Annotated in this window: 22 protein-coding genes; 15 read left to right on the plus strand and 7 right to left on the minus strand. The window is 65.9% G+C overall.

The genetic code is table 11. The annotated features are described in order from the left end of the window. The 4 genes from NP3_RS42030 to NP3_RS42045 form a co-directional block, all read right to left on the minus strand. Positions 1 to 1,341, minus strand: a 1,341-nt coding sequence (locus NP3_RS42030; RefSeq protein ID WP_174566313.1) for a phosphomannomutase/phosphoglucomutase, incomplete at its 3' end; no start/stop codon positions are given. A 61-nt stretch (positions 1,342 to 1,402) separates the two neighbouring features. Next, positions 1,403 to 1,783 (minus strand): DUF3499 domain-containing protein, encoded by a 381-nt coding sequence (locus tag NP3_RS42035; RefSeq protein ID WP_083898166.1) that lies wholly within the window; start codon positions 1,781 to 1,783, stop codon positions 1,403 to 1,405. Between the two features lie 106 nt (positions 1,784 to 1,889). Beyond that, complete coding sequence (locus NP3_RS42040) at positions 1,890 to 2,369, minus strand: metallopeptidase family protein (RefSeq protein ID WP_169814677.1); 480 nt, start codon at positions 2,367 to 2,369, stop codon at positions 1,890 to 1,892. A gap of 60 nt (positions 2,370 to 2,429) precedes the next feature. Next, complete coding sequence (locus NP3_RS42045; RefSeq protein ID WP_029901515.1) at positions 2,430 to 2,663, minus strand: WhiB family transcriptional regulator; 234 nt, start codon at positions 2,661 to 2,663, stop codon at positions 2,430 to 2,432. Between the two features lie 528 nt (positions 2,664 to 3,191). Here NP3_RS42045 and cofD point away from each other — a divergent pair. The 15 genes from cofD (at position 3,192) to hpf (ending at position 18,587) form a co-directional block, all read left to right on the plus strand. Beyond that, a complete protein-coding gene (gene cofD, locus NP3_RS42050; RefSeq protein WP_245721341.1) occupies positions 3,192 to 4,259 on the plus strand; it encodes a 2-phospho-L-lactate transferase in 1,068 nt (355 codons plus the stop codon). Then, the gene (locus NP3_RS42055) at positions 4,256 to 5,620 is read left to right on the plus strand and encodes a coenzyme F420-0:L-glutamate ligase (RefSeq protein WP_063047278.1); all 1,365 of its coding nucleotides are present in this window, start codon (positions 4,256 to 4,258) and stop codon (positions 5,618 to 5,620) included. The genes cofD and NP3_RS42055 overlap by 4 nt, the downstream gene beginning before the upstream one ends. Positions 5,621 to 5,696: 76 nt before the next feature. After that, positions 5,697 to 6,212, plus strand: coding sequence for an NUDIX hydrolase (locus tag NP3_RS42060; protein ID WP_063047279.1), 516 nt, complete (start codon positions 5,697 to 5,699; stop codon positions 6,210 to 6,212). A gap of 211 nt (positions 6,213 to 6,423) precedes the next feature. Next, positions 6,424 to 7,662 carry an alkane 1-monooxygenase gene (locus tag NP3_RS42065; RefSeq protein ID WP_063047298.1) on the plus strand — a complete coding sequence of 413 codons (1,239 nt, stop codon included), beginning with the start codon at positions 6,424 to 6,426 and terminating at the stop codon, positions 7,660 to 7,662. A gap of 2 nt (positions 7,663 to 7,664) precedes the next feature. Then, positions 7,665 to 7,838 carry a rubredoxin gene (locus NP3_RS42070; RefSeq protein ID WP_063047280.1) on the plus strand — a complete coding sequence of 58 codons (174 nt, stop codon included), beginning with the start codon at positions 7,665 to 7,667 and terminating at the stop codon, positions 7,836 to 7,838. Beyond that, positions 7,835 to 8,017, plus strand: a complete 183-nt coding sequence (locus tag NP3_RS42075; RefSeq protein WP_063047281.1) for a rubredoxin — start codon at positions 7,835 to 7,837, stop codon at positions 8,015 to 8,017. The genes NP3_RS42070 and NP3_RS42075 overlap by 4 nt, the downstream gene beginning before the upstream one ends. Positions 8,018 to 8,056: 39 nt before the next feature. Next, a complete protein-coding gene (locus tag NP3_RS42080; RefSeq protein ID WP_063047299.1) occupies positions 8,057 to 8,677 on the plus strand; it encodes a TetR/AcrR family transcriptional regulator in 621 nt (206 codons plus the stop codon). A gap of 278 nt (positions 8,678 to 8,955) precedes the next feature. Further along, positions 8,956 to 10,026 (plus strand): alkane 1-monooxygenase, encoded by a 1,071-nt coding sequence (locus NP3_RS42085; RefSeq protein ID WP_245721342.1) that lies wholly within the window; start codon positions 8,956 to 8,958, stop codon positions 10,024 to 10,026. Positions 10,027 to 10,095: 69 nt separating this feature from the next. Further along, positions 10,096 to 11,580, plus strand: a complete 1,485-nt coding sequence (gene ahcY, locus NP3_RS42090) for an adenosylhomocysteinase (RefSeq protein WP_063047283.1) — start codon at positions 10,096 to 10,098, stop codon at positions 11,578 to 11,580. A gap of 101 nt (positions 11,581 to 11,681) precedes the next feature. Next, positions 11,682 to 12,329 carry a dTMP kinase gene (locus NP3_RS42095; RefSeq protein WP_084509629.1) on the plus strand — a complete coding sequence of 216 codons (648 nt, stop codon included), beginning with the start codon at positions 11,682 to 11,684 and terminating at the stop codon, positions 12,327 to 12,329. A 78-nt stretch (positions 12,330 to 12,407) separates the two neighbouring features. Next, on the plus strand, positions 12,408 to 13,085 hold the full coding sequence (mtrA, locus tag NP3_RS42100; protein WP_062984230.1) for an MtrAB system response regulator MtrA: 678 nt from the start codon (positions 12,408 to 12,410) through the stop codon (positions 13,083 to 13,085). Between the two features lie 73 nt (positions 13,086 to 13,158). Beyond that, the gene (gene mtrB / locus NP3_RS42105) at positions 13,159 to 15,102 is read left to right on the plus strand and encodes an MtrAB system histidine kinase MtrB (RefSeq protein WP_373864830.1); all 1,944 of its coding nucleotides are present in this window, start codon (positions 13,159 to 13,161) and stop codon (positions 15,100 to 15,102) included. Between the two features lie 2 nt (positions 15,103 to 15,104). Further along, positions 15,105 to 16,922, plus strand: coding sequence for an MtrAB system accessory lipoprotein LpqB (gene lpqB, locus NP3_RS42110; RefSeq protein WP_157124911.1), 1,818 nt, complete (start codon positions 15,105 to 15,107; stop codon positions 16,920 to 16,922). Between the two features lie 73 nt (positions 16,923 to 16,995). Beyond that, entirely contained in the window at positions 16,996 to 17,640 is a 645-nt protein-coding gene (locus NP3_RS42115) for a ComF family protein (protein ID WP_063047285.1), read from the plus strand. A 245-nt stretch (positions 17,641 to 17,885) separates the two neighbouring features. Beyond that, positions 17,886 to 18,587, plus strand: a complete 702-nt coding sequence (hpf, locus tag NP3_RS42120) for a ribosome hibernation-promoting factor, HPF/YfiA family (protein ID WP_084509631.1) — start codon at positions 17,886 to 17,888, stop codon at positions 18,585 to 18,587. Between the two features lie 102 nt (positions 18,588 to 18,689). Here hpf and NP3_RS42125 read toward each other — a convergent pair whose 3' ends face one another. The 3 genes from NP3_RS42125 to NP3_RS42135 form a co-directional block, all read right to left on the minus strand. Then, positions 18,690 to 19,292 (minus strand): hypothetical protein, encoded by a 603-nt coding sequence (locus NP3_RS42125; RefSeq protein ID WP_245721343.1) that lies wholly within the window; start codon positions 19,290 to 19,292, stop codon positions 18,690 to 18,692. A 79-nt stretch (positions 19,293 to 19,371) separates the two neighbouring features. Then, positions 19,372 to 19,794: a hypothetical protein gene (locus tag NP3_RS42130; RefSeq protein ID WP_063047286.1), complete on the minus strand. Its 423-nt coding sequence runs from the start codon at positions 19,792 to 19,794 to the stop codon at positions 19,372 to 19,374. A 12-nt stretch (positions 19,795 to 19,806) separates the two neighbouring features. Beyond that, entirely contained in the window at positions 19,807 to 20,511 is a 705-nt protein-coding gene (locus tag NP3_RS42135; RefSeq protein ID WP_063047287.1) for a helix-turn-helix domain-containing protein, read from the minus strand. Positions 20,512 to 20,771 lie beyond the last annotated feature (260 nt).

The following is a 20,771-nucleotide window of genomic DNA, read 5'->3' on the forward strand; positions in this document are numbered from 1 at the left end:
CACGAGTGCGTCCACTTCCTCCGTCGACCGGGCCTCGACATTCAGCCGCAGCAACGGTTCGGTATTCGACGCGCGCAGATTGAACCAGGCGTCGTCGGCGAGCTGGACGGTGACGCCGTCCAACCGGTCCACCGATATGGCCCGATCGCCGAATGCGTCCACTACAGCCATCGTCCGCTCCTTCGCGTCCGCCACTGTCGAGTTGATCTCTCCGGACGCCGCATACGTTTCGTACGACGACATGAGTTCCGAAATCGGCCGGTCCTTCTCACCGAGCGCCGCCAGCACGTGCAGGGCCGCGAGCATGCCGGAATCGGCGCCCCAGAAATCGCGGAAGTAGTAGTGCGCGGAATGCTCACCGCCGAATACCGCGCCGGTGGCCGCCATCTCCTGCTTGATGAACGAATGCCCGACGCGGGTGCGCACCGGGGTGCCGCCGAGCTCGTGCACCAGTTCGGGTACTGCGTGCGAGGTGATCAGGTTGTGGATGATGGCCGCGCCCGGTTCCTTGGCCAGCTCACGCTCGGCGACCAGGGCGGTGATCGCCGATGGCGAAATCGGATTGCCGTTCTCGTCCACCACGAAGCAGCGGTCGGCGTCGCCGTCGAAGGCGAGGCCGATATCGGCGCCGGACTTGCGGACCAGCTCCTGCAGATCGACCAGATTCTTCGGATCGAGCGGATTGGCCTCGTGGTTGGGGAACGAGCCGTCCAACTCGAAGTAGAGCGGCACCAGGGTCAGCTGCGCCACGGTGCCCAGCACCTCGGGCACGGTGTGCCCGCCCATGCCATTGCCCGCGTCCACCGCGATGGTCAGCGGGCGGACAGCGTCGAGATCGACCAGTCCGCGCAGGAACTTCGCGTATTCGGCCAGCAGATCGACTTTCGTGGCGCTGCCCGGCGTTCCGGCGTAGCCGGGTACCCCGTTGACCACCTCGTCCTTGATCGTCGCCAGGCCGGTGTCCTGGCCGACCGGAAGCGCCTTCGCACGGCACAGCTTGATGCCGTTGTAGCGGGCCGGATTGTGGCTTGCGGTGAACATCGCGCCGGGACAGTCGAGGTCACCGGAGGCGAAGTAGAGCTGATCGGTCGATGCGAGCCCGATGTGCACCACGTCGAGGCCTTGGCCGAGTACGCCGTCGGCGAAGGCGGCGGCCAGTTCCGGGGAGGACTCGCGCATATCGTGTCCGATGACCACGCGGGTCGCGCCCTCGGCGCGCATCAACCGCGCGAACGCGGCCCCCACATCCTTGACGAATTCTCCGTCGATCTGTTCACCGACGACCCCGCGAACGTCATAAGCCTTGATCACCGCGTTCACGAATTCGGCAGAGCGGGCCACAGTCATGGTGACCACCCTAGTGGCTCGCGCCGACACCCCTGACACGGTCCCGTCCCGACTGCTAGCTGGGCGGGTCCGGGAGTACTCGGAGGTGTCCGCGCCGACCGGTGCGCGTGGCGCGCGGTGCGGGCGGGGCGTAATCGGAGTAGCCACGCTGGTCGTGCTCCGGGGGACGGCGGCGCAGCCCGGCCTCGCGGACCGCTTCGGCCAATGCCGTCAGATCATCGTCATCCGGTGTGCTGGAAGAGAATCCGCCCTCGTGGCGAACCATCTCCCAACCCTTTGGCGCGGTGATTCGGGAAGCATGTGTTTCACACAGATCCCAGGAATGCGGTTCGGCCACCGTCGCCAGTGGCCCGACCACCGCGGTCGAGTCGGAGTACACGTAGGTGAGCGTCGCAACAGCGGGATTCTTGCAACCTGGTCGGCAGCAACGACGCATGGGGATCACGCCGATGAGAGTAACGCGCTCGACGTTGCGATGTGCTCAGACACGCTAAGGATTCGGCGTTTTCGGGCGAGTTCATCCCCGTTCGGCGGTGTGTTCGTCACACGCCTTCGGGATCGATGAGGTCCGGATCGACGCCGAGATAGGTGGCGATCTGCTGGACGAGGACCTCGCGCAGTAGATCGACCAGATCGTCGGGATCGCCCGCGCGCAGTTCGAGTGGCTTGCGGAACAACACAACTCGGGCGCGGGTGGCCACCCCGTGCCGGTCCACGCCGGCCGGAACGAGTCGCGAGAGCGGCACCGGTCCGTCGGCCACCACCTCGTCCGGCCAGGTGACCGAATCCGGGTGCAGCGGACGGATTTTCGGCACATCGTCGACAGCGATATCGAGCTTGGTGAGTCGATCGTGCCACCGGGTGTCCAAGGGTGCGAAGGCCTCGAGGACCAGCCGGTCGAACTGCTGCCCCCTGGTGCGCCAAGCCGGCACCGTCGGTGGGAGCATCGGCCCGCGTACCCCGCGTCCACGACGGATCACCGATCGTGCGGTCGGCGGACGACGATTACGTGAACGGGCCATGACTAAAACTTAGTCAGCCCGCCTCTGCTATGCGCACCCGAGGCGGGCCGACGCGAAGTTCTAGCCGATGCCGCGCTTCAGGCGGCGCCGCTCTCGTTCGGAGAGACCGCCCCAGATGCCGAAGCGTTCATCGTGCGCGAGCGCGTATTCCAGGCACTCGTCGCGTACCTCGCAGCCCATGCAGATCCGTTTGGCCTCACGGGTCGAGCCGCCCTTCTCGGGGAAGAACGCCTCCGGATCGGTCTGTGCGCACAGGGCACGTTCCTGCCACTGCTCCTCGATCGATTCGAACATCTCGTCGAAGCCCGTCACGACCAAGCTGAGCCGGGGTGCTGTCACTCCGTCGGTCATCTCAGGCCCGATCCGGTCCGGTTCGATCCGACCGATCTCTGCGCAGACGCCACGTGCTGCGCCTGCTGTGGAATCGGTTTGCGATACGCCGCCCGGCATGCCCGAAGGGGCCAGCTCATTGGCCATCGCTCCGCCTCCTCACTGTGTGTTAGCGCAGATTGATTCTTTCCGTCGGACCAACACGCACACCGACGGCCGTACCCCGCGACGTTGTCCCGCGGACATCCCCGAGCTTGTCACCCCGGTGCGAACACTTGTTCGAAAAGCTGTCCGCGCCTTGAACTCTCGCGCGAACCCGAAATGACATGACTGTGATTAGACACGCCGAACGTGTCGATGGTCAAGCCGCCGTCGCAATTCCGTTACTATCCGCTACCGCTTTCCGTAGCTGATCTTGAACCCGGAATAGCAAATGACCGGCAAATACGGCGCGAACCGCGCCCGCTCCGGCAGCGCATAGGCTGTGTCGATGTGACTCCACAACAAGCGGACACCGCACCCGCAAGTGGGCCCAAGATCGTCGTCCTGGTGGGCGGGGTCGGCGGCGCGCGCTTCCTTCAGGGCGTCCGGGAACTACTGCCCGATGCGGATGTTTCCGCCATCGTCAATGTCGGTGACGACGTCTGGATGCACGGCCTCCGGATCTGCCCCGACCTCGATACCTGCATGTACACCCTCGGTGGCGGCATCGATACCGAACGCGGTTGGGGCCGGGTCGCCGAAACCTGGCACGCCAAGGAAGAACTGGCCAAATATCATGCCCAACCCGATTGGTTCGGTTTGGGGGATCGCGATATCGCGACGCACTTGGTTCGGACCGAAATGCTGCGTGCCGGGTACCCGCTCTCCGCGGTCACCGAGGCGTTGTGCAACCGGTGGCAGCCGGGCGTAAAACTCATCCCGGCTACCGACGATCGCTGCGAAACACATGTCGTTGTCAGTGACCCCGACAACCCTGGCGAACGCCGCGCGATCCATTTCCAAGAGTGGTGGGTTCGCTACCGCGCGGACATCGAGACGCACGGATTCGCCACAATTGGGGCGGATGACGCCAAACCGGCACCAAATGTGACGCAGATCATAGCCGGGGCCGATGCGGTGCTATTGGCCCCCTCCAACCCCGTGGTGAGCATCGGCGCCATCCTCGCGGTGCCCGGCATTCGCGGCGCACTGCGCACCACCGAGGCCAAGGTGATCGGCATCTCCGGCGTGATCGACGGAAAACCGCTGCGCGGCATGGCTGACGAATGCCTCTCAGTGATCGGCGTGGAAACCACCGCCGAGGCGATCGGGCGGCACTACGGCGCGCGCTCGGCCACCGGCATCCTGGACGGATGGCTGATCCACAGCACCGATACCGCGGATGTGCCCGGTGTCGAAGTGCGCAGCGTGCCGCTATTGATGACCGATCCGCCGACCACCGCCGAAATGGTGCGGGAGGCGCTCGACTTGGCTGGGGTGAGCGAGCGCAGCGAGCGAACCGAAGGCACAGCGCCGCCAGTCATGGCGGAACCGAGCGTCAGCGAGGTGAAGCCATGACTACGCAAGAGCCATTGACGGGACCGGCCGATCACGCGGCGGGGGAGTTGCGGATCCTGCCGATCACCGGGCTGCCGGAATTCCGGCCCGGCGACGATCTCGCCGAACATATCGCCGCCGCCGCGCCCTGGTTGGTCGACGGCGACATCCTGGTCGTCACGAGCAAGATCGTCGCCAAGGTCGAGGGCCGCATCGTCGAGGCGCCGCTGGATCCGGAGGAGCGCGATACCGCGCGCCGCGCGCTGGTGGAGCAGGAGGCGGTGCGCGTACTCGCGCGCAAGGGTCGCACGCTGATCACCGAGAACAAGCTCGGCATCGTGCAGGCCGCCTCGGGGGTGGACGGATCCAATGTCGAGCAAGGTGAGCTCGTGCTGCTGCCATCGGATCCGGATGGGAGTGCGAAGGCTTTGCGCACCGCGCTGTCGGAGCGGCTCGGGGTGGACATCGCGGTGCTCGTCACCGACACCATGGGCCGGGCCTGGCGCAACGGTCAGACCGACACCGCCATCGGCTCCGCCGGATTGCGGGTGCTGCACGACTATGCGGGCGCGGTCGACGGGCAGGGCAATGAACTCCATGTCACCCAGGTGGCGGTGGCCGACGAATTGGCCGCCGCCGCGGATCTGGTGAAGGGCAAGCTCGGTGGTGTCCCGGTCGCGGTGGTGCGCGGACTGCCGGTCACCGATGACGGCTCCTGTGCCGCGGATCTGTTGCGCGGCGGCACCGATGACCTGTTCTGGCTCGGCACGGCCGAGGCGATCGAGCAGGGGCGCTCCGAGGCGTTGCTGCTGCGTCGCTCGATCCGTCAATTCGCCGATGCCCCAGTCGATCCCGAACGCATCCGCGCCGCGGTGGCGAAGGCGCTCACCGCGCCCGCGCCGCATCACACCCGCCCGGTGCGCTTCGTCTGGGTCCGCAAGCCCGGTCTGCGCGCGCAGCTGCTGGAAGCCATGGCCGAGCGGTGGCGGGCCGATCTCACCGTGGACGGTCTCGATCCGGAGCGGGTGCAACGTCGCATCGCCCGCGGCCGCATCCTGCACGACGCACCCGAGGTGATCATCCCGTTCTGCGTGCCCGATGGCGCACACGACTATCCGGATGAGCGGCGGCGCGGCAATGAACGCACCATGTTCACCGTCGCGGTGGGCGCCGCGGTACAGGGCCTGCTCGTCGCGCTGGCCACCGAGGGCATCGGCAGTTGCTGGATCGGCTCGACCATCTTCGCCCCGGAGGTCACCCGCGAGGTTCTCGGCCTTGCCGACGACTGGAACCCTTTGGGCGCCATTGCCATAGGCCACCCCCTCGAAGAACTCACCCCACGTCCGGTCTTCGGACCGGGCCCCGGCCTGGTCGAACTGTGAGCGAGCGTCAGCGAGTGAACTATCAACACAGCGTGCAATCGCACACGACAGGGCCGAGCGCCAGCGAGGCACGGTCGTGAGCGCGAGTTCGCTGCACGCCTCGGCAACGCGGTTACTGGAGGCGTGGAAGCCGACGGGTGTCGATGCCTCGCTGCGCGAGGCGATGCTGGCCTTCCTCGGATCCGCGCCGCGCGGGTGTCTGCGCGAGCATGCACCCGGTCACATCACAGCCTCGGCCGTCGTCTTCTCGCACGACGAGCGCGAGGTGCTGCTGACGCTGCACCCGCGGGTCGGCCGTTGGATCCAGCTCGGCGGCCACTGCGAGGAGGGTGACGAGACGGTGGCCGACGCCGCACTGCGCGAGGCGACCGAGGAGTCCGGCATAACCGGCCTGCACATGGATGCCGAACTCTATGGCGCGCAGGCTCATCCGATCACCTGCTCGCTCGGCGTCCCGACCCGCCACCTCGACCTGCTGTTCCGCATCGTCGCGCCGCCCGGTGCGGTCCCGATCCGCAGCCATGAGTCGACCGATCTGCGCTGGTGGCCGATCGACGCACTGCCCGGCGACGCCGACGTCCTGCTTCGCTGAATCTCGACAGCTCGCTCGCCGCGTCAACCCGCCCTCGACGGGATGACGCGGCGATCGTCGTTTCGGGCGTGCCGCGCTGTCCGATTTGCCGTTTCCGCCAGAGTTTACAAATTCATAAATTTGTCTAGACAGAAGACAAGTTGATCTCTAATGTCCAAGTAAGTGGTACTGCACATCACATGTGATGTGCCGCTTGGATGAGGAGACAACGATGTCCACGGAAACCCATGCGCCTGGCCGCCCGGCCGCAGCGACCGATTGGCGCGACCGCAAGCGATACATGTGGCTGTGGGGGTTATTCGCGCCGACGGGCCTTTTCACCATCGGCCTTCCGCTGATCTGGGCGTTCAACGAATTCGGCTGGCACGGGCTGGCCCAAGTGCCGTTCTGGCTGGGCCCGGTGCTGGTGTACGTGGTGATCCCGCTGGCCGATATCTTCTTCGGTCCGGACGGCGACAATCCGCCCGACGAGGTGATGGAGTACCTGGAGAACGACAAGTACTACCGCTATCTCACCTACCTGTACCTGCCGTTCCAGTACGCGACGCTGATCTTGGGGTGCTACCTGATCACGGCGGACAACCTGAGCTGGCTCGGTATCGACGGCGGGCTGCACATCGTCGACAAGATCGGCCTGGCCATCACCATCGGCATGATCGGCGGCATCGGCATCAATACCGCGCACGAACTCGGCCACAAGAAGGTCGATCTGGAGCGCTGGCTGTCGCGCATCGCCCTGGCCCAGTCCTGCTACGGCCATTTCTATATCGAGCACAACCGCGGCCACCACGTGCGTGTCGCGACGCCTGAGGATCCCGCGAGTTCCCGTGTCGGCGAATCGTTCTGGGCCTTCTGGCCGCGCACGGTGCGGGGCAGCTTCATCTCCTCGTGGCGGCTGGAGAAGACCCGGCTGGATCGGCTGGGCAAGAAGCCGTGGAGTCTGCGCAACGAGGTGCTCAGTGCCTGGCTGATGTCGGTGGCGTTGTTCGCGGTCCTGCTCGCGGTGTTCGGAATCGGCCTGCTGCCGTATCTGATCCTGCAGGCGGTCGTCGGCTTCAGCCTGCTGGAGGCGGTCAACTATCTCGAGCACTACGGTCTGGTCCGCCAGCGCACCGCTTCCGGCCGGTACGAGCGGCCCGCCCCCGTGCACAGTTGGAACAGCGACCACATCGTCACCAATATCTTCCTGTACCACCTGCAGCGGCACAGTGATCACCATGCGTATCCGACCCGCCGCTATCAGACGCTGCGCAGTTGGGACGGTGCGCCGAATCTGCCGAGCGGCTATGCCAGCATGATCCTGCTCGCCTACTTCCCGCCGCTGTGGCGGCGCGTGATGGACAAACGGGTGCTCGCGCATTACGGCGGCGATATCACCCGCGCCAATATCCATCCGGCCAAGCGGGCCAAGGTGATCGCGCGCTACGGTACGGCCGAGTCGGAGGCGTGATCATGAGCAGATTTCGTTGTCCCGTCTGCGATTACATCTACGACGAGCTGAAAGGCGCACCGCACGAAGGGTTTCCGGCGGGCACGGCGTGGGAGAAGATACCCGACGACTGGTGCTGTCCGGACTGCGGTGTGCGCGAGAAGATCGACTTCGAACCGATGGGGGTTCCCAAATGACGGAATACAAACTGTTTCAATGCATCCAGTGCGGCTTCGAGTACGACGAGGCCAAGGGCTGGCCGGAGGACGGGATCGAGCCGGGCACCCGTTGGGACGACATTCCGGACGATTGGACCTGCCCGGACTGCGGCGCCGCCAAGGCCGACTTCTACATGGTCGAGATCGAACGGTCGTGAATTTTGACTGCGGCAACCACCCGTGACAACCTCGCGGGTATGCCGCGCAACGGACCCAGGGTTTCCTATCAGGAGGCGGCGCGGGAACTCCTGCGCACCTCCGTCCTGGATTCGATGCGCGAGCTGCTCACCGAGCGGGACTGGTCCAAGATCACCCTCGGTGATGTAGCCACCCGCGCCGGTGTCAGCAGGCAGACCCTCTACAACGAATTCGGTTCGCGCGCCGGGCTGGCGCAGTCCTATGCGCTACGCCTGGCCGACGATCTGGTCGATCATGTCGGCTCCGCGATCGATGGCAATATCGGCGACGCGCGCGCCGCGTTCGAAGAGGGGCTGCGCGACTTCTTCCAGGCCGCCGCCGCCGACCCGCTGGTCCAGTCGCTGGTCGCCGGTGAGGTGAAGCTGGATCTGTTGCGGCTCATCACCCTTGATGCCGAGCCGTTGCTCGAACATGCGACCGCTCGGCTGTCCATCGCATTCGAGCACAGCTGGGTGCAGGCGACGGCCGCCGAATCCGACGTGCTGGCACAAGCTTTGGTGCGTATCGCGCTGAGCTATATCCCGACACCGCCCGCGGCCGGGCGTAATGCCCCCGCCGAATTGAGTGCCGTCTTCAGTCCGTACGTCGAGGCGATTCTCGCCGCGCGCGAACAGCGCTGATCCCACCGCTGGGAAATTGACTGTTTGCGGCGAGTATGCCCTGATCATGGCTACATATGAGGGTTCTTGAAAACCAACCGCCACGCACGTAACGATTGACATCTTTCGGCGCCACGTTGCTGTGTAACGGTCGTAAGGTCTGTATGTATTGTCAAGCGTCGGAGTTAGGGTACTTATTTAGCGGGGCAAACGTGCAAACGGTTGGCAAACCGGCGGGGTCGCCCGACCCCAAACGCCATCTGTGGGTTTTGGGCCTGATCGCTCCTGCGATCGCGTTGTTGCCATCGCAGCTGGTCTTGCATACCGGTGCCGCGGTCTTCTGGTGGATCGGGCCGATCATCGTGTTGATCGTCATCCCGGTGCTGGACTGGGTCATCGGCGTGGACGGCAGCAATCCGCGCGACGAGGATTACGAGTTGCTGTCCAACGATCGGTACTACCGGTGGTGCACCTATCTGTTCCTGCCGGTCCAGTTGGTCGGCCTGGTCATCGCCTCGCTCATGTGGGCGGGGGACGAGCTGGCCGTGCTCGACAAGCTCGGGCTGGCGGCGACTCTCGGGTTCGTCAGCGGTATCGGCATCAACGCGGCGCATGAACTCGGGCATCGGGTCGAACATCTGGAGCGCTGGCTGGCCAAGGTTTCGCTCGCGCAGTCCGCATACGGGCACTTCTTCGTCGAGCACAACCGCGGCCATCACGCGCGGGTGGCGACGCCGGAGGATCCGGCCAGCGCCAGGATGGGCGAATCCCTCTGGGAGTTCTTGCCGCGCAGCATTTCCGGCGGATACCGTTCCGCCATCCGGCTCGAACGCGAGCGCCTCACTCGCAAGGGCAAACGCTGGTTCAGCGTGGACAACCAAGTCCTGCAGGCGTGGGCGATGACTGTGGTGCTGTTCGGCACGCTGCTGGCGGTTTTCGGCTGGCGCTTGCTGCCGTACTTGGCGCTGCAGGCGGTGATCGGCGTCATGCTGCTGGAGACGGTGAATTACATCGAGCACTACGGACTGCTGCGGGCCCGTCGGCCCAATGGTCTTTACCAGCGCTGCTCTCCGCGCGATAGCTGGAACAGCGACCATCTGGTCACCAACATCTTCCTGTTCCACCTGCAGCGGCACAGCGATCACCACGCGAATCCGGGGCGCCGGTACCAGACCCTGCGCAGTTCGATGCAGGCGCCGCAGCTGCCCGCCGGATACCTGTCCATGATCGTGTTCGCGGCCGTCCCGCCGCTGTGGCGACACATCATGGATCACCGTGTACTGGCCCATTACGGCGGCGACATCACCCTCGCGAATATCCAGCCGCGTAAGCGCCGTCGGATCCTGATGTCCTATGGCGTGACCGCGTAGTCCGGCGGGTGTACTGAGCGGTTAGCCTTGACCCGGTACTGACGAACCAGGAGAGGCTGATAGAGGCAGATGACGACCTCAGAACTTCCCGCACGCACGTCCCTGACCGCCGATGTCCGCAACGGCATCGATTACAAGGTGGCGGACCTGTCGCTGGCCGAATTCGGTCGCAAGGAGATCCGCCTCGCCGAGCACGAGATGCCCGGTCTGATGGCGCTGCGCCGCGAGTACGCGGAGGTGCTGCCGCTGCGGGGTGCGCGCATCTCGGGTTCGCTGCACATGACCATCCAGACCGCCGTGCTGATCGAGACGCTGACCGCGCTGGGCGCCGAGGTCCGCTGGGCCTCCTGCAACATCTTCTCCACCCAGGACCATGCCGCCGCCGCGGTCGTCGTCGGACCGCACGGCACCGTGGACGAGCCCAAGGGCACCGCGGTCTTCGCCTGGAAGGGCGAGACCCTGGAGGAGTATTGGTGGGCCGCCGAGCAGATGCTGACCTGGCCGGGCGAGCCGGCCAATATGATCCTCGACGACGGCGGTGACGCCACCATGCTCGTGCTGCGCGGCGCGCAGTTCGAGAAGGCGGGCCTGGTGCCGCCGGAGGACGAGGACCACTCGACCGAGTACAAGGTCTTCCTGAACCTGCTGCGCGAGCGCTTCGAAACCGATAAGACCAAGTGGGGCAAGATCGCCGAATCGGTGCAGGGCGTCACCGAGGAGACCACCACCGGCGTGCTGCGGCTCTACCAGTTCGCGGCTGCGGGTGAGTTGGTGTTCCCGGCGATCAACGTCAACGACTCGGTCACCAAGTCCAAGTTCGACAACAAGTACGGCACCCGCCACTCGCTCATCGACGGAATCAACCGGGGCACCGACGTTTTGATCGGTGGCAAGAAGGTGCTGATCTGCGGCTACGGCGACGTCGGCAAGGGCTGCGCGGAATCGCTTGCGGGACAGGGCGCCCGGGTGCAGGTCACCGAGATCGATCCGATCAACGCGCTGCAGGCGCTGATGGACGGCTACGACGTCGTGACCGTCGAGCAGGCGATCGGCCAGGCCGATATCGTCATCACCTCGACCGGCAACAAGGACATCATCACCCTCGACCATATGAAGGCGATGAAGGACCAGGCCATCCTCGGCAATATCGGTCACTTCGACAACGAGATCGATATGGCGGCGCTGGAGCGTTCCGGTGCAACGAAATTGAATATCAAGCCGCAGGTCGACCTGTGGACGTTCAAGGAGTCGGGCAAGTCCATCATCGTGCTGTCCGAGGGCCGGCTGCTGAATCTCGGCAATGCGACCGGACATCCGTCGTTCGTGATGTCGAACAGCTTCTCCAATCAGGTGATCGCGCAGATCGAACTGTGGACCAAGCCGGAAGAGTATGACAACGAGGTCTACCGCCTGCCCAAGCATCTGGATGAGAAGGTCGCGCGCATCCACGTCGAGGCGCTCGGCGGCACGCTGACCAAGCTCACCAAGGATCAGGCCGAGTACATCGGCGTCGATGTCGAGGGCCCGTACAAGCCCGAGCACTACCGCTACTGAGCCGCCGCAGGTAGCGCCGAAAAGACCTGCGCCCCGCCGACCGAGCCCGGTCGGCGGGGCGCTGTCGTTCGGTGCCGTGGTCTGGCGGTAGCCTGCTCGCCATGGGCGTGTTGATTGCGGTCGAGGGCCTCGACGGCGCTGGGAAGCGGACGCTGATCGACAGTGTCCTCGCCAACCTCCGCGCGCGGGGCCTGCGCGCGGAAACACTCGCGTTTCCGCGCTATGACCGGTCCGTCCACGCCGATCTCGCGGCCGAGGCATTGCGTGGCGCCCATGGCGATCTCGCCGATTCGGTGCACGGCATGGCGCTGATGTTCGCACTCGATCGGGCGGCGGCGCGCGACGACCTGTCGAAGCTGTTGGCCGACAACGACATCGTGGTCCTGGACCGTTACGTGGCCTCCAACGCCGCGTATTCGGCTGCGCGCCTGCATCAGTCGGCCGACGGCGAAATCGTCCGCTGGGTGGGCGAATTGGAGTTCGGCCGGTTCGAGTTGCCGGTGCCGACGCTGCAGTTGTTGCTGGACGTGCCGACCGAGGTCGCGGCCGAGCGTGCCCGGCTGCGTGGCGAACTCGACGACAGTCGCGCACTCGATGCCTACGAGCGCGACGGCGGACTACAGCGGCGCACCGGCGAGGTGTACCGTGAGCTGGCCGAACGGGACTGGTACGGGCCGTGGTCGAGATACCGATCCGATGACGATCCGGCGACGCTGACTACTCGTTTGGTCGAAATTGTTGCTGGATAAGGTTGGATGTGCGGCGGGATTGCACCAGTGTTGGCGTGGCGGCCCGTTCCGAGCGCGAGAGATGACAACATAGTACTTATGAAGCCGAAGATTCTGGTCGTCGACGACGATATGGCACTCGCTGAGATGCTGACGATCGTCTTGCGCGGGGAAGGGTTCGACCCGCATGTGGTCGGCGACGGCACGCAGGCGCTGGCGGCGGTTCGGGAGATTCGTCCCGATCTGGTGCTGCTCGACCTGATGCTGCCGGGCATGAACGGTATCGACGTGTGCCGGGTGCTGCGGGCCGACTCCGGAGTTCCGATCGTGATGCTCACGGCGAAGACCGATACGGTCGATGTCGTGCTCGGTCTGGAGTCCGGTGCCGACGATTACATCGTCAAACCCTTCAAGCCGAAGGAACTCGTCGCCCGCGTGCGCGCGCGCCTGCGGCGCACCGAGGAGGAGCCCGCCGAGCTGCTCTCCATCGCCGATATCGTCATCGATGTGCCCGCGCACAAGGTGACCCGCGGCGGTGCGCAGATCTCGCTGACACCGCTGGAGTTCGATCTGCTCGTCGCGCTGGCCCGCAAACCGCGTCAGGTCTTCACCCGTGAGGTCCTGCTCGAGCAGGTCTGGGGCTACCGGCACGCGGCCGACACCCGCCTGGTGAACGTGCACGTGCAGCGGTTGCGGGCGAAGGTCGAGAAGGATCCCGAGAATCCGGAGATCGTGCTGACCGTCCGCGGTGTGGGCTACAAGGCCGGACCACCGTGAGCAAGCGCGGCGAGCGAACCGAAGACACAGCGTTCGCGAGAACGGCGCAGCCGAGCGCCAGCGAGGCGAAGCCGTGATCGGTGGCGACGCGGATCGTTCGACCGCCTCGCCCGGTGTGGTGCAGCGCCTCGAACGGTCCCTCGCGCCGGTGGTCGCCTGGCTCAAGGAAGTCGGCAGCGCACTCGGCCATGTTTGGCGGCGTTCGCTGCAGTTGCGCGTCATCGTGTCCACACTCACCCTGTCGCTGATCGTCATCACGATCCTCGGCGTGGTGCTGACCAGTCAGATCACCGATCGGCTGATCGACGCGAAGATCAACGGTGCGGTCGAGGAGATGGATCGCGCCCGCAATACGGTGGAGAGCCAGCTCGCCGGTGTGCACGATATCGGCACCCAGCAGCAGCGGCTCATCGATGCCCGCAACGCGCTGTCCAACCGCGGCGGGACCGGCCAATCCACCGGTGTCGCAGGCAGTTTCGATTCCGCGCTGAGCATCGTCGGCGGCACCCCGCAGCAGCAGATCTCGACCGGGCCGATCCAGGAGGTGCCCGAGGAACTGCGCCGCTTCGTCGCGCGCAACCAGGTCAGCTACCAGTTCGCCTCGGTCGCGGATCCGGATGGCTACCACGGCCGGGCGCTGATCATCGGCAGCCCGAGCGCGGAGATTCCGACGCTGCAGATCTACCTGATCTTCCCGCTGGCCAATGAGGAGCGCAGCCTGTCGTTGATGCGCGGCACCATGTTGATCGGTGGCGTCGTGCTGCTGGTGCTGTTGGCCGCGATCACCGCACTGGTCACCCGGCAGGTGGTGTTGCCGATCCGCTCGGCCGCGCGGATCGCGGGCCGGTTCGCCGACGGCAGGCTCAAGGAACGCATGCTGGTGCGCGGCGAGGACGATATGGCGCGGCTGGCGCAGGCCTTCAACGAGATGGCCGAGAGTCTGTCCAACCAGATCAACGAGTTGGCGGAATTCGGAAATCTGCAGCGTCGCTTCACCTCCGATGTCAGCCACGAGCTGCGTACCCCGCTGACCACCGTCCGCATGGCGGCCGACCTGATCCACGGCAGCAGCGACGATCTCGATCCGGCGCTGGCCCGCAGTTCCGAATTGCTGGTCACCGAACTCGACCGCTTCGAGGGTCTGCTCAACGATCTGCTCGAGATCAGCCGTCACGACGCCGGTGTTGCCGAACTGCAGGTCGAATCGCTCGACGTACGGATGTGCGCGCGGGCGGCGATCTCCACGGTGCGGCATCTGGCCAAGGAATCCGGTGTCGAGGTGGTCATCGATATGCCGGAGGAGCCGCTGGTCGCCGAGGTCGATCCGCGACGGGTGGAGCGGGTGCTGCGCAATCTGCTGGCCAATGCGATCGACCACAGCGAGGGCAAGCCGGTGCTGATCCGGATGCGCGGCGATCTGGAGGCCAACGCGGTCGCGGTGATCGTGCGCGATCAGGGTGTCGGCCTGCGGCCCGGCGAGGAGAAATTGGTCTTCAACCGGTTCTGGCGTTCGGACCCGTCCCGGATGCGGCGTTCCGGCGGCACCGGACTCGGTCTGTCGATCAGCGTCGAGGACGCCAATCTGCACGAGGGCAAGCTCGAGGCATGGGGCGAGATCGGTATCGGCGCGAGCTTCCGGCTCACCCTGCCGCTGGTGCGCGGCAAGAAGATGGGCGCGAGCCCGCTGCCGCTGGAACCGGTGCTGCGCAAGTCATTGCCCGCGCCGCGGGTAGATCCGGAACCGGTCGAGGATCCGGCCGCCGACGAGTCGGAAGCCACAGCCACGGTCACCGAGCTGCCGGTGATCCGCGTCGAGACCAACGGTGGCGAAGCGCTCCCGGGTGGAACTGCCGCGGAAGCGACGGACACCGATGCGGCGGAGGCGGACGACTCGAACGGTGTCGGTTCGACCGGACTCACCAACGGCACGGGACCGGAGGCCGAGCAAACCGAATCCACCGAACCGAAGCAGGCCGGGCACAGCGTGCCGGGTGACGGCGGGGACGTACAGTCATGAGGATGCGTAGCTGGTATCCGAGGCGCACCTCGCTCCGGCTGTCCGCGCTGGGTGCGGCGGCCGTAGCCGCGCTGTTGGTACTGACCGGATGCGCGAGCCTGCCGGAATCCTCCGCGCCGCAGGCACTCGGCACCATCAATCGCCAGCCCACCTCCGACGGTCCGCCGCCGCCCATCGGCGGTCGCGATCCGGACCTGCTGCTCCGCGATTTCCTGCAGGCCACCGCGGATCCGGCCAACCGGCACGTGGCCGCACGGCAGTACATGACACCGTCGGCATCGGCGCAGTGGGACGACACGGCGGGCACGCTGATCGTGGACCGGGCCGATACCCTGCGCGAATCGCGCTCGGGCGATAAGGCGACCTATGTGATCCGGGCGCACAAGGTCGGCGAACTGGCCGCCGACGGCGCCTATCGGGCCATCGACGCGCCCTTGGAAAACAAGATCGAAATGACCAAGGTCGACGGCGAATGGCGCATCGATGAGCTGCCCGACGGCGTGGTGATGGAGCAGACCGCCTTCGCCAAGTCCTACCGCCGCTACGTGCTGTACTTCATCGACCCGACCGGCACCACCGCCGTCCCCGATCTGCGCTGGATCTCGGTGGCCAAGAACCAGCTGGCCCAGCGCCTGCTCAGCCTGCTGGCCGAGGGCACCCAGCCCGCGCTCACCTCGGTCGTGCGCAATCAACTCGCACCACCGGTGACCCTGCGTGGCCCGATCACCAGGCCGAACAATGACGACAACGACGTCGGTGTCGGACTCGGCGGTGTGCGCATCGATTTCGCGGGTGCGTCCGGGCTGTCCCCGCGCGATAAAGAACTCCTCGCCGGACAGGTGGTGCTCACGCTGGCGGGTGCGGAAATCCTCGGACCGTACATGCTGCTCGCCGACGGCAAACCGTTCGACGATCGTTTCGCCGCCAACGGCTGGTCGGTCGCCGATGTCGAACAGCTGAGCCCAGCTGTCTACGCGCGCAACCAGATCGGGTTGCACGCGCTGCGCAACGGCTCGCTGGTGCAGGTCACCGACGGCGGGATGATCACACCGCCCGGCTACTTCGGTGCGGTGAACAATCTGCAGTCGGTCGCGCTCTCCCCGGACGGTCAGTTGGTCGCCGCGGTCGCCGATGCCGGACGTCCGCCGCCGGAGCCGCCGCGCACGCTGATGGTCGGCAGCTACGGCGGCAACGCCTTCCCGGTCGCCGAGGGCTCCACCATCAGCCGACCGTCCTGGAATGCCGACGGCACCGCCGCCTGGGCCGTGATCGATGGCGAACGGGTCATCCGCGCCGTCAACGATCGCGCCACCGGAAACGTCTCGGTACAGGATGTGGACATCTCGGCCCTGATGGCCTCGGCACAGGGATCGCCGCTGCGGCTGCCGATCACCGAGTTGCGGGTATCGCGCTCGGGTGTGCGCGCGGCCCTCATCGCCGACGGCAAGGTCTATGTGGCGGTGGTCGAACGACGCCCCGACGGCAAATACGCGCTCACCTCGCCGGTGCCGCTCGCGCTCTCGCTCAGCACCCGCGCGGTTTCGTTGAGCTGGCTCACCGCGGACACCATCGTGATTGCCAGGGAGGGCAATGTCGATCCGCTCTCGACCGTCTCCATCGACGGATCCCAGTTCGCCCCGCAAACCAGCCAGAATCTGACCGCGCCGGTCCGGGTGGTCAGTGCCTCGCCGGAGACCGAGTATGTCGGCGACTCGCGTGCGGTGCTCCAACTGCAGTACAGCGAGCAGACCTCCGACCGGTTCTGGCGCGAGGTGCCCGGCCTCAACGGCGACAACTCGGTCCCGGTGCTACCTGGCTGATCGTCGGCAGCGAAACGAATACTGCGACACCGATATTCGCGAATCTGTCGGTGGGCAGGCGCAGACTCGGGCGATGCGAACCCTGTTGGATCTGATCCTGGCGACGGCCTGTGCCGGATGCGGTGTGGCGGGTGTGGGCTGGTGTGCGGACTGTGCGGCCACCCTGGCTGAGCCGCCGACGCGGGTGTGGCCACGCGCCGATCCGGGTGTGCCGTGCTGGGCGCTCGCCTCGTACGCGGGTCCGGCCCGGCGGGCGGTGCTCGCGGCGAAGGAGCACGGGCGCCGCGATCTGGCCGAGCCGGTGGGGCTGGCACTTGCCGATGGTCTGGCGCGGCTGCGCGATGATCAGCGGTCGCTGGTATTGATCCCGGCGCCGAGTCGGCGGGTGGCCGCGCGCCGCCGCGGCGGAGATCCGGTGGTGCGCACGACGCGGGCGGCGGCCCGATGGCTGCCGGATAGCCGGGTGATACCGATGTTGCGGGTGTGGTGGGGTGTGCGCGATTCGGTGGGCTTGACAGTCGGTGAGCGACAACACAATCTGTGCGGTCGGATCATGGCCAGGCCAGGTACCGGAGCCGGGTCGGAAATCGCGCCGAATGCCGAGGTCGTACTGGTCGACGATGTGCTCACGACCGGCGCTACTGCCCGCGAATCGGTGCGCGCGCTCGAGCGGATCGGGGTGCAGGTACGTGCGGTGCTGGTGACGTGTTCGGCTTGACTCCGGGAAATTTGCGTGAACAGTGGCGGACCGCCCGTTGACGTACTAGCGTCGCGATCACACACCCGAACCGGGAGTTTGGAGGTGGCGCCTCGGACATCATGTGCCGAGAGATTGTCTATCGGCACGGCTCATCCCGCCGCACGCACGCTGGTCTGTGCGGCCATATCCGGGAGGTACGCGTGACGACTTCTTCACGACCTTCAGTGAAAGACGCCCTCGCTGTGAAAGAAACACAGGCCTCGGTGCTCGATGACAGCACCCTGGATGCGACAGAGCAATCCACAGCGGACCGACCTCGCGCCCCGCGCGGCGATGTCGTGGTGAAGGGCCGCAATGTGGAGGTTCCTGACCATTTCCGAATTTACGTCGCGGAGAAACTCTCCCGTGTAGAACGCTTCGATCCGTCGATATTCATCTTCGATGTGGAGTTGTTCCACGAACGCAATCGTCGTCAGCGTAAGGCCTGCCAGCGCGTCGAGATCACCGCGCGAGGCAAGGGCCCGGTCGTCCGGGCGGAGGCATGTGCGGACAGCTTCTACGCTGCCCTCGAATCGGTGACCGCCAAGTTGGAGAGTCGACTGCGTCGAACCAAGGATCGCCGCCGCGTCCACTACGGGGACAAGACCCCGGTCTCGGTGGCCGAGGCGACCGCCGATCTGATCGATGACTCCCTGTTCGCGCAGGCGGAGGGCGCCACCGCACACGAGCACCCCGAGGCCGAACGTAGCCGGCACGAAACGGAATCCCCGGATTACGCGGCCGGTCCCGGCCATATCGTCCGAACCAAGGTCCATTCCGGGACCCCGATGTCGGTCGACGACGCCCTCTACCAGATGGAGCTCGTCGGGCACGACTTCTTCCTCTTCCAGGACAAAGAGACCGACCGACCGTCTGTCGTCTACCGTCGCCACGCATTCGACTACGGCCTGATCCGGCTCGCGTAGCACAGCGCTGACCCTCGTTCTCCGGGCATTCAGCGCATCAGTTGAATGTCCGGAGAATATTGTTGTCTGCGTAACAGCTGATTTCGTAAGCACATGGGTAACTCATCGGGGACGTCCAAACCTCAGCCAGGCTGTCGACCGCCGGTCCGCGACGATGCTGCTGTGGCTCCCAACGTCCGGCCTGAGGTTCGGGGAGGCGGGGGAGAAAAAGGTTCTGTGCAGCACCGAATCTCGGCGCTGCGGGCGCATGGCCTGCAACATGACCAGGTCGGCGAAGGTTTCGGCATCGCGTTCGCGGGCGGATGCGTAATCGCTGCGCCCGAGCACGTAGGCGATGGACTCCGTGGAAATCGAGGGCAGTAGGTCCGCGAGGGCCGACATCGGTTGTGGCGCGGGGGTTTCGGTCCCCGATTCCGGTCCGTGGCCGAGCAGCATATGCCCCAGTTCGTGGACGATGATGTGCTCGGCATGCCATTCGGTGGTGTCGGCGCCGTAGACGATGATGTCGCTGTCGCGCTTGGCAATCCACAGACCGCTGCCGGTGCCGCAGCCGGTGCCCGCGAGCAATGCGGTGTCGACCGGTTGCAGGGTGATGGTGCGACCGCGATGGTCGGCGACGGCATCGAGGTATGCGGTCAGATTCCACGGGGACGGTACCGGTACGTCCCGGGATACTTCCCGGAACCTGTTCTCCATACCCGGCATTCGTCGGCAATCTCCTACAGCGCTGCGGTCCCGCCCCATGCAACCGACGATGCTACCGACTGTTCGGAAACTGCCCGTTCTACGGTCGCTCGGCCGGTTGATCCGCGCTGTGGATGAGCGCGGTCAGCGTGGTGAGATCGATATCGGATCCGCGCAGCGCGATGCTGGCGACATTGGCATCGCGCATGGTGGCGAGCAATTCGAGTTCCCGGTCGATCGCGGCCGCCGCCGCGCCCGCGGTGGTCAGATAGTCGGCGCTCACGCCGAAGCACTGTGCGATGGCGCTGAGCAGTTCGGACCCGACCGGCGTCGAGTCGAATTCGCCGCGCCGCAACCGGTCGAGCTGATCCGCCGGGACGGTGCGGCCCAATTGCGCACCGACCTGTTCGGCCACCGCGGCCGTCGTGCGCTCGGGCTCCGACCGCGGGTGCACGGTCGCGAATAGTCGATTCAACTTGTGGCTCAGTGTCAGTCGCGCTCGGCTCGTCGCATCGTCGATCATCTGTACTGCCCTCTACTGCTTGCCGTTTCGAATAGCTGTCACACCGGGATTGGCTGCCAGCCAACGTGCGCGGAAGCGGCCCTCGGTGCCAGCGTCCACATCCTCCGCGCGTCCGGCCAGCCAGCGGCGATAGCGGCGTTCCTCCAGGTCGGCGGGGTCGCTGGACTCGGCGGGCACATCGAGCAGATGCGAGAACGCCATTGCGACCAAAGGATGCAGCGTTTTGCCCGGTCCGCCGTTGCGTTCCAGCATGGCGGTGGCATAGCGCGCGGAGAGCCGGGAGACCACCCCGTTGAGATCCGAAATGGCCGCCACCAGATGGGGTTCGGTGGTCCGGCCGCGCTCGACCGCATCGTTGAGCCGACCGGCGGCGGCGAGCAGTCCGGTCAGGTCGGAAAGTTCGAATCGGATCGAGTCGGGTCCGGAGACGATCGACTCGTCGGTACCGGGGGTGTGCGTCGCGACCTCGTGCGTGGTCGGATCGCCGCCCGCATAGGTGCGCGCCGCGCTGCCGGGCAGCCAGCGCAGCGGCGCGTCGAGTTTGTTCAGGGTGTGCGTGCTGATGGTCGCATCGCCGTCTTCGATCTTGCGGATCGTCGGCGCCGAGGGCCCTCCCAGATCGCCGATCTGCATCTGGGTGAGGCCGAGTTCGTCGCGGCGTTCCTTGATGATTCGGCCGAAGCGCTTATGTCGCGACAGCTCCGAAGGGCTTTGCATAGTGAGCCTCATGCTAGAGGTTCTTTGGTGGAGATGACAACTTTGTAGAAAAGGTTTGAAAAACTAATAGAAAGATTGCTACTGTTTCCTCGCGCCGAGTGGTGTCGACGTCGACCTTGCGGGTTCCGGGACGAGCAGGGGCGTTCGCCGGGACAGGCGCCGCTCACCCGCTTCCCCGGGCCTTTTGTCGGCGCGGGGTGCCTCGACAGCGTCGTCGCGGGCTGGCGGTTGAGTGCCGGGCCCGCTTTCGGGCGTGCCCG

It is taken from the genome of Nocardia pseudovaccinii NBRC 100343 (assembly GCF_001613225.1).
GTDB classification, from domain to species: domain Bacteria; phylum Actinomycetota; class Actinomycetes; order Mycobacteriales; family Mycobacteriaceae; genus Nocardia; species Nocardia pseudovaccinii.

Excerpts from the sequence above, each read along its gene's own strand:
- NP3_RS42070 (WP_063047280.1), top strand. The coding sequence starts at position 7,665 with ATGAGCAGATTTCGTTGTCCCGTCTGCGATTACATCTACGACGAGCTG.
- NP3_RS42040 (WP_169814677.1), bottom strand. The coding sequence starts at position 2,369 with ATGGCCCGTTCACGTAATCGTCGTCCGCCGACCGCACGATCGGTGATC.
- NP3_RS42055 (WP_063047278.1), top strand. The coding sequence starts at position 4,256 with ATGACTACGCAAGAGCCATTGACGGGACCGGCCGATCACGCGGCGGGG.
- NP3_RS42065 (WP_063047298.1), top strand. The coding sequence starts at position 6,424 with ATGTCCACGGAAACCCATGCGCCTGGCCGCCCGGCCGCAGCGACCGAT.
- NP3_RS42095 (WP_084509629.1), top strand. The coding sequence starts at position 11,682 with ATGGGCGTGTTGATTGCGGTCGAGGGCCTCGACGGCGCTGGGAAGCGG.
- NP3_RS42115 (WP_063047285.1), top strand. The coding sequence starts at position 16,996 with ATGCGAACCCTGTTGGATCTGATCCTGGCGACGGCCTGTGCCGGATGC.
- NP3_RS42080 (WP_063047299.1), top strand. The coding sequence starts at position 8,057 with ATGCCGCGCAACGGACCCAGGGTTTCCTATCAGGAGGCGGCGCGGGAA.
- ahcY (WP_063047283.1), top strand. The coding sequence starts at position 10,096 with ATGACGACCTCAGAACTTCCCGCACGCACGTCCCTGACCGCCGATGTC.
- NP3_RS42130 (WP_063047286.1), bottom strand. The coding sequence starts at position 19,794 with ATGATCGACGATGCGACGAGCCGAGCGCGACTGACACTGAGCCACAAG.
- NP3_RS42125 (WP_245721343.1), bottom strand. The coding sequence starts at position 19,292 with ATGCCGGGTATGGAGAACAGGTTCCGGGAAGTATCCCGGGACGTACCG.
- lpqB (WP_157124911.1), top strand. The coding sequence starts at position 15,105 with ATGCGTAGCTGGTATCCGAGGCGCACCTCGCTCCGGCTGTCCGCGCTG.
- NP3_RS42135 (WP_063047287.1), bottom strand. The coding sequence starts at position 20,511 with ATGCAAAGCCCTTCGGAGCTGTCGCGACATAAGCGCTTCGGCCGAATC.
- NP3_RS42075 (WP_063047281.1), top strand. The coding sequence starts at position 7,835 with ATGACGGAATACAAACTGTTTCAATGCATCCAGTGCGGCTTCGAGTAC.
- NP3_RS42035 (WP_083898166.1), bottom strand. The coding sequence starts at position 1,783 with ATGCGTCGTTGCTGCCGACCAGGTTGCAAGAATCCCGCTGTTGCGACG.
- mtrA (WP_062984230.1), top strand. The coding sequence starts at position 12,408 with ATGAAGCCGAAGATTCTGGTCGTCGACGACGATATGGCACTCGCTGAG.
- NP3_RS42045 (WP_029901515.1), bottom strand. The coding sequence starts at position 2,663 with ATGTTCGAATCGATCGAGGAGCAGTGGCAGGAACGTGCCCTGTGCGCA.